The sequence below is a fragment of the Pseudomonas sp. EGD-AK9 genome, assembly GCF_000465935.2.
Taxonomy (GTDB): Bacteria; Pseudomonadota; Gammaproteobacteria; order Pseudomonadales; family Pseudomonadaceae; genus Aquipseudomonas.
The window spans coordinates 1-5,434 of the sequence record NZ_AVOF01000227.1; the positions used below are offsets into that span (position 1 = coordinate 1).

Here is a 5,434-nt window from a genome sequence, read left to right on the forward strand (position 1 = left end):
GTGCCGGCGGCACGCTCCTCGAGGAACTTGCGGCCGATGTCGGGGAACATGGCGAAGGTCAGCACGTCCTCCTCGCACTTGGCCAGGCTACCGATCTCCTCGCGCAGCTTGGCCATCTCCGGCTTGAGCAGGTCGGCCGGGCGCACGTCGATGACTTCTTCGTTACCGATGGCGCGCTTGCGCAGCTCGTCATTGACCTTGCCCGGCGCCTTGCCGTAACGCCCCTGCAGGTACAGCTTCACCTCGTTGGTGATGGTCTTGTAGCGCTCGCCGGCGAGCACGTTGAAGAAGGCCTGGGTGCCGACGATCTGCGAGGTCGGCGTCACCAGCGGCGGGTAGCCGAGGTCGGCACGCACCCGCGGAATCTCCTCCAGCACCTCGCCCATGCGATTGAGCGCACCCTGCTCCTTCAGCTGGTTGGCCAGGTTGGAAATCATCCCGCCCGGCACCTGATTGACCTGCACGCGGGTATCGACGCCGGTGAACTCGCTCTCGAACTGGTGGTACTTCTTGCGCACGGCATGGAAGTACAGGCCGATCTCCTGGATCAATTCCAGATCCAGGCCGGTGTCATAGGGCGTGCCACGCAGCGCTGCGACCATCGACTCGGTACCCGGGTGGCTGGTGCCCCAGGCCATGCTGGAGATGGCGGTGTCGATGCGGTCGGCGCCGTTCTCCACGGCCTTGAGCTGGCACATGCTGGCCACGCCGGCGGTATCGTGCGAGTGCACCACCACCTCCAGCGGCAGGGCGTCTTTCAGCGCCTTGACCAGATCGCCGGTAGCGTAGGGGGTGAGCAGGCCGGCCATGTCCTTGATGGCGATGGAATCCACGCCCATGGCGGCCATCTGCTTGGCCTGCTCGACGAAGGCGTCGATGGTGTGCACCGGGCTGGTGGTGTAGGCGATGGTACCCTGGGCATGCTTGCCGGCGGCCTTCACCGCCTCGATGGACACGCGCAGGTTACGCACGTCGTTCATCGCATCGAAGATGCGGAACACATCGATGCCGTTGACCGCGGCCTTGGCGACGAAGGCGCGCACCACGTCATCGCTGTAGTGCCGGTAGCCGAGCAGGTTCTGCCCGCGCAGGAGCATCTGCAGGCGGGTATTGGGCAGCGCCGCCTTGAGCTGGCGCAGGCGCTCCCAGGGGTCTTCCTTGAGGAAGCGCACGCAGGCGTCGAAGGTGGCGCCGCCCCAGACTTCCAGCGACCAGTAGCCGACGCGGTCGAGCTTGTCGCAGATCGGCAGCATGTCCTCGGTGCGCATGCGGGTGGCCAGCAGCGACTGGTGGGCGTCGCGTAGGATGGTATCGGTGATCGAGATCTTTTTGCTCATGTTCTGAATCCTTCCCCTACAGGCCGGCGTGGGCCGCGATGGCGGTGGCGATGGCGATGGCCAGGTGCGACGGGTTGCGCTTGATCGAATACTGGGTCAGCTCCGGATGGCTCTCGACGAAGCTGGTGTTGAACTCGGCGCTGCGGAACTCCGGGTTGCGCAGGATTTCCTGGTAATAGGGCGCGGTGGTGCGCACGCCCTGCACGCGCATGTCGTCCAGCGCGCGCAGGCCGCGGTCCATCGCCTCTTCCCAGGTCAGCGCCCAGACGACCAGCTTCAGGCACATCGAGTCGTAGTAAGGCGGAATGGTGTAGCCGGTGTAGATCGCCGTGTCGGTGCGCACGCCGGGGCCGCCGGGGGCGTAGTAGCGGGTGATCTTGCCGAAGGACGGCAGGAAGTTGTTCTTCGGGTCCTCGGCGTTGATGCGAAACTGCAGGGCAAAGCCGCGGTGGATGATGTCGTCCTGCTTGACCGAGAGCGGCAAGCCGCTGGCGATGCGAATCTGTTCGCGGACGATGTCGATGCCGGTAATTTCCTCGGTGATGGTGTGCTCCACCTGCACCCGGGTGTTCATCTCCATGAAGTACACCTCGCCCTCGGCGAGCAGGAACTCCACGGTACCGGCGTTCTCGTAGCCCACCGCCTGCGCCGCGCGCACCGCCAGGTCGCCGATATAGGCGCGCTGCTCGGGGGTCAGCTGCGGGCTGGGGGCGATCTCGATCAGCTTCTGGTTGCGGCGCTGGATCGAGCAGTCGCGCTCGTACAGGTGCACGGTGTTGCCGAGACTGTCGGCAAGTATCTGCGCCTCGATATGCTTGGGATTGACGATGCACTTTTCCAGGAAGACTTCGGCGCTGCCGAAGGCCTTGGTGGCCTCGGAGATCACCCGCGGGTAGGCCTGCTCCAGCTCCTCGCGCGAGTTGCAGCGGCGAATGCCGCGGCCGCCGCCGCCGCTGGTGGCCTTGAGCATCACCGGGTAGCCGATGCGCTCGGCTTCGCGCAGCGCTTCGGCCAGATCGGCGACGTTGCCTTCGGTGCCCGGGGTGACCGGCACGCCGGCCTTGATCATGCTGCGCCGCGCCTCGGTCTTGTCGCCCATGCGGCGAATCACCTCGGCCGAGGGGCCGATGAACTTGACCCCGCGCTCGGCGCAGATCTCCGCCAGCTCGGCGTTCTCGGAGAGGAAACCGTAGCCCGGATGAAGGGCGTCGCAGCCGGTCTCCACCGCCAGGTTGACCAGCTTGCGCGGGTTCAGGTAGCCGGCCAGCGGGTCGTCGCCGACGCTGTGCGCCTCGTCCGCGCGCTTGACGTGCAGCGCGTGGCGATCGGCCTCGGAATAGATGGCCACCGAGCGAATGCCCATTTCGGCGCAGGCGCGCACGATGCGGACGGCAATCTCACCACGGTTGGCGATCAGGATTTTCTTGATCACGGTTGGAATCCTCAGCGCAGAGCTGTCAGGGTCGCGGCGGCCAATACGGCGAACGCCCAGTTACCCTAGCTGGCTGTACGAATTAACCAAAATCAATAATTATTTGATCAGGCATAAGTAATTACTTATGTACTGATCCAGCGAGGAGCAAAGCGTGCGTAAAACCCTGCTGCGCATGACCCTGCGCCAACTCCAGGTGTTCCGTGCCGTGTGCGACCACGGCTCGTACAGCCGCGCCGCCGACGAGATGGCACTGACCCAGCCGGCGGTGAGCCTGCAGATTCGCCAGCTGGAGGAGCTGGTCGGCCAGCCGCTGTTCGAATACGTCGGCAAGAAGCTCTACCTGACCGAGGCGGCCGAGGCGCTCAAGCGCGCCGGCAGCGACATCTTCGGCCGCCTGGAGAGCCTGGACATGCAGCTGTCGGACCTGCAGGGCTCGCTGCAGGGGCAGCTCAACCTGTGCGTGGAGTCCAGCGCCAAGTACTTCATTCCCCACCTGTTCGCCGCTTTTCGCCGCCAGTATCCCGAAGTCAGCCTGAATCTCACGGTGGTCAACCATGCCCTGGCGGTGCGCCGCCTGAGCCTGAGCCGCGACGACCTGCTGATCATGAGCCAGGTGCCGCAGGACATGGCGCTGGATTTTCTGCCGTTTCTCAACAACCCCATCATCGCGGTGGCGCCGCCGGATCATCCGCTCTGCGCACGAGACGACCTCCAACTGCAGGACCTCACCGCCTATCCGCTGCTGATCCGCGAAAGCGGCTCGGGCACCCCGCCGCGCCTGCGAGGAATACTGCCACCAGAAGCGCGCGCACTTTCCCCAGACCCTGGAGATCGGCTCGCTGGACGCCCAGCGCGAGGCGGTGATCGCCGGCCTCGGCCTGGCCCTGCTGCCGCGCCACGCGGTGCATCTGGAGTTGCGCCACCGCCTGCTGCGCGAGCTGGCGGTGGCCGAGCTGCCGCTGTACCGCAGCTGGTGCGCGGTGAACAACCGTGGCCGGCGCCTGTCGCCGGTGGCCCAGGCCTTTCTCGACTTTATCCGCAGCGAGCGCGCCGCCATCGGCCAGCTGGCCGAGCGCTTTCAGCTCGGAGCGGCAGGATCGGGCAATGATCCAGCAGGATCGGCCTAACCCTTCGTAACTGGCCTGCGCGACATTGGCAGCCTGGGCGGCGCGCCGCAGCGCCCCGCCGAACCTGCCTGGGAGAGAAGCCAATGCTGTCGGGAACCAGCGCCCTGCTCGGCGCCATCGCCGCCGTCGAGCGCGACGGCGGCCAGGCCGTGCTCGCCACGGTGGTCAAGGTCGAGGGCTCGGCCTATCGCCGCCCCGGTGCACGCATGCTGATTCCGCTCTACGGCAGTACCGTGGGCACCATCAGCGGCGGCTGCCTGGAGTCCGAGGTGGCGAAGAAGGCCTGGTGGCTGACCGACGGCGGCGAGCCGGTGATCCGCCGCTACAGCACCGCCACCCAGGACGATGACGACGACCAGGACGCCGCGCTGACCTTCGGCCTCGGCTGCAACGGCACCGTGCACGTGCTGCTCGAGCGCCATAGCGGCGAAAGACCCTTGGCGCAGCTCGGCCTGCTGCGCCGGGTGCGCGAAAGCGGCCAGGCCGGCGCCGTGGCCACGGTGATCGCCAGCTACCGCAACGCCCGCGTCAGGGTTGGCGAACGCCTGTTGCTGCATCCGGCTCACGCCGACAGCGCGCGCCTGCTCGATCCGGCGCTGGACGCCCGGGTGCGCGCCGATCTGGCCGAGACCCTGGCTCGAGGCCGCTCTTCGCTGCGTACTTACCGCGATGCACGCGGCGAGATCGAGGTGTTCTGCGAATACCTGGCGCCGCAACGGCGCCTGGTGGTCTTCGGCGCCGGCCACGATGCGCAGCCGCTGGTGCATATGGCCAAGCTGCTGGATTGGCACGTCACGGTGATCGACGGCCGCGCCCATTTCGCCCGCGCCGAGCGCTTTGCCGAGGCCGACGCGGTGCTGCAGGTCGACACCGGCTCGCCCTACGCCCTGCACCACCTGACCGACGGCGCGCTGGTGGCGGTGATGAGCCACAGCTACAGCCAGGACCGCCACTGGCTGGGCGCTGTGTTGCAGGGCGCGCCGGTCTATATCGGTCAGCTAGGGCCGCGCGAGCGCACCGAACGCCTGCTGGAAGAAATTCGCCAGCACACCAGGCGTCTGCCGGCGCTGGAGCGTCTGCACTACCCCATCGGCCTGGATATCGGCGGCGACACCCCGGAAAGCGTGGCCACGGCGATCCTCGCCGAAATGACCGCAGCGCTGAACCAGCGCGATGGCGGCATGCTCAAGCATCGCCAGGCGGCGATCCATGTGCCGACGCCGCAAGACGCCAGCGAGCTCGAAACGGCGACCAGGCTGAACGCATCCTGAGCCGCCATCAAACAGGTGGACAAGCTTCGCGTTGTCCACCCGACACGCTCTTGCCGCCCGGCCCACCCTACGGATCCAACCTGCAGGAGCGAATGGGCGGCGTTCCGCTTGATTCGCGCTACCGCCGTAGCCCGGATGCAATCCGGGATAACCAGCCCCATAAACGCAAACGCCCGGGATTACCCCGGGCGTTCGTGTTTCCAGTATCGGACGTCAGGCCTTGATCTGCGCCGGCAACGGCAGCTGGCGCAGGCGCACGCCGGT

General features: G+C 66.8%; 3 protein-coding genes and 1 pseudogene. 2 read left to right on the forward strand and 2 right to left on the reverse strand.

Going from position 1 to position 5,434, the window contains the following annotated elements:
* Both oadA and N878_RS11700 read right to left on the reverse strand, forming a co-directional pair.
* On the reverse strand, positions 1–1,337 hold a 1,337-nt coding region (gene oadA, locus N878_RS11695; RefSeq protein WP_021443838.1), incomplete at its 3' end, for a sodium-extruding oxaloacetate decarboxylase subunit alpha.
* A 16-nt stretch (positions 1,338–1,353) separates the two neighbouring features.
* Positions 1,354–2,769: an acetyl-CoA carboxylase biotin carboxylase subunit gene (locus N878_RS11700; RefSeq protein WP_021443839.1), complete on the reverse strand. Its 1,416-nt coding sequence runs from the start codon at positions 2,767–2,769 to the stop codon at positions 1,354–1,356.
* Between the two features lie 154 nt (positions 2,770–2,923).
* Between N878_RS11700 and N878_RS11705 the strand changes: the two are divergent.
* Together N878_RS11705 and N878_RS11710 are read left to right on the forward strand one after the other, a co-directional pair.
* Positions 2,924–3,899 (forward strand): annotated as a pseudogene (locus N878_RS11705) (LysR family transcriptional regulator).
* An 83-nt stretch (positions 3,900–3,982) separates the two neighbouring features.
* Positions 3,983–5,170, forward strand: coding sequence for an XdhC family protein (locus tag N878_RS11710; RefSeq protein ID WP_021443842.1), 1,188 nt, complete (start codon positions 3,983–3,985; stop codon positions 5,168–5,170).
* Positions 5,171–5,434: the final 264 nt, after the last annotated feature.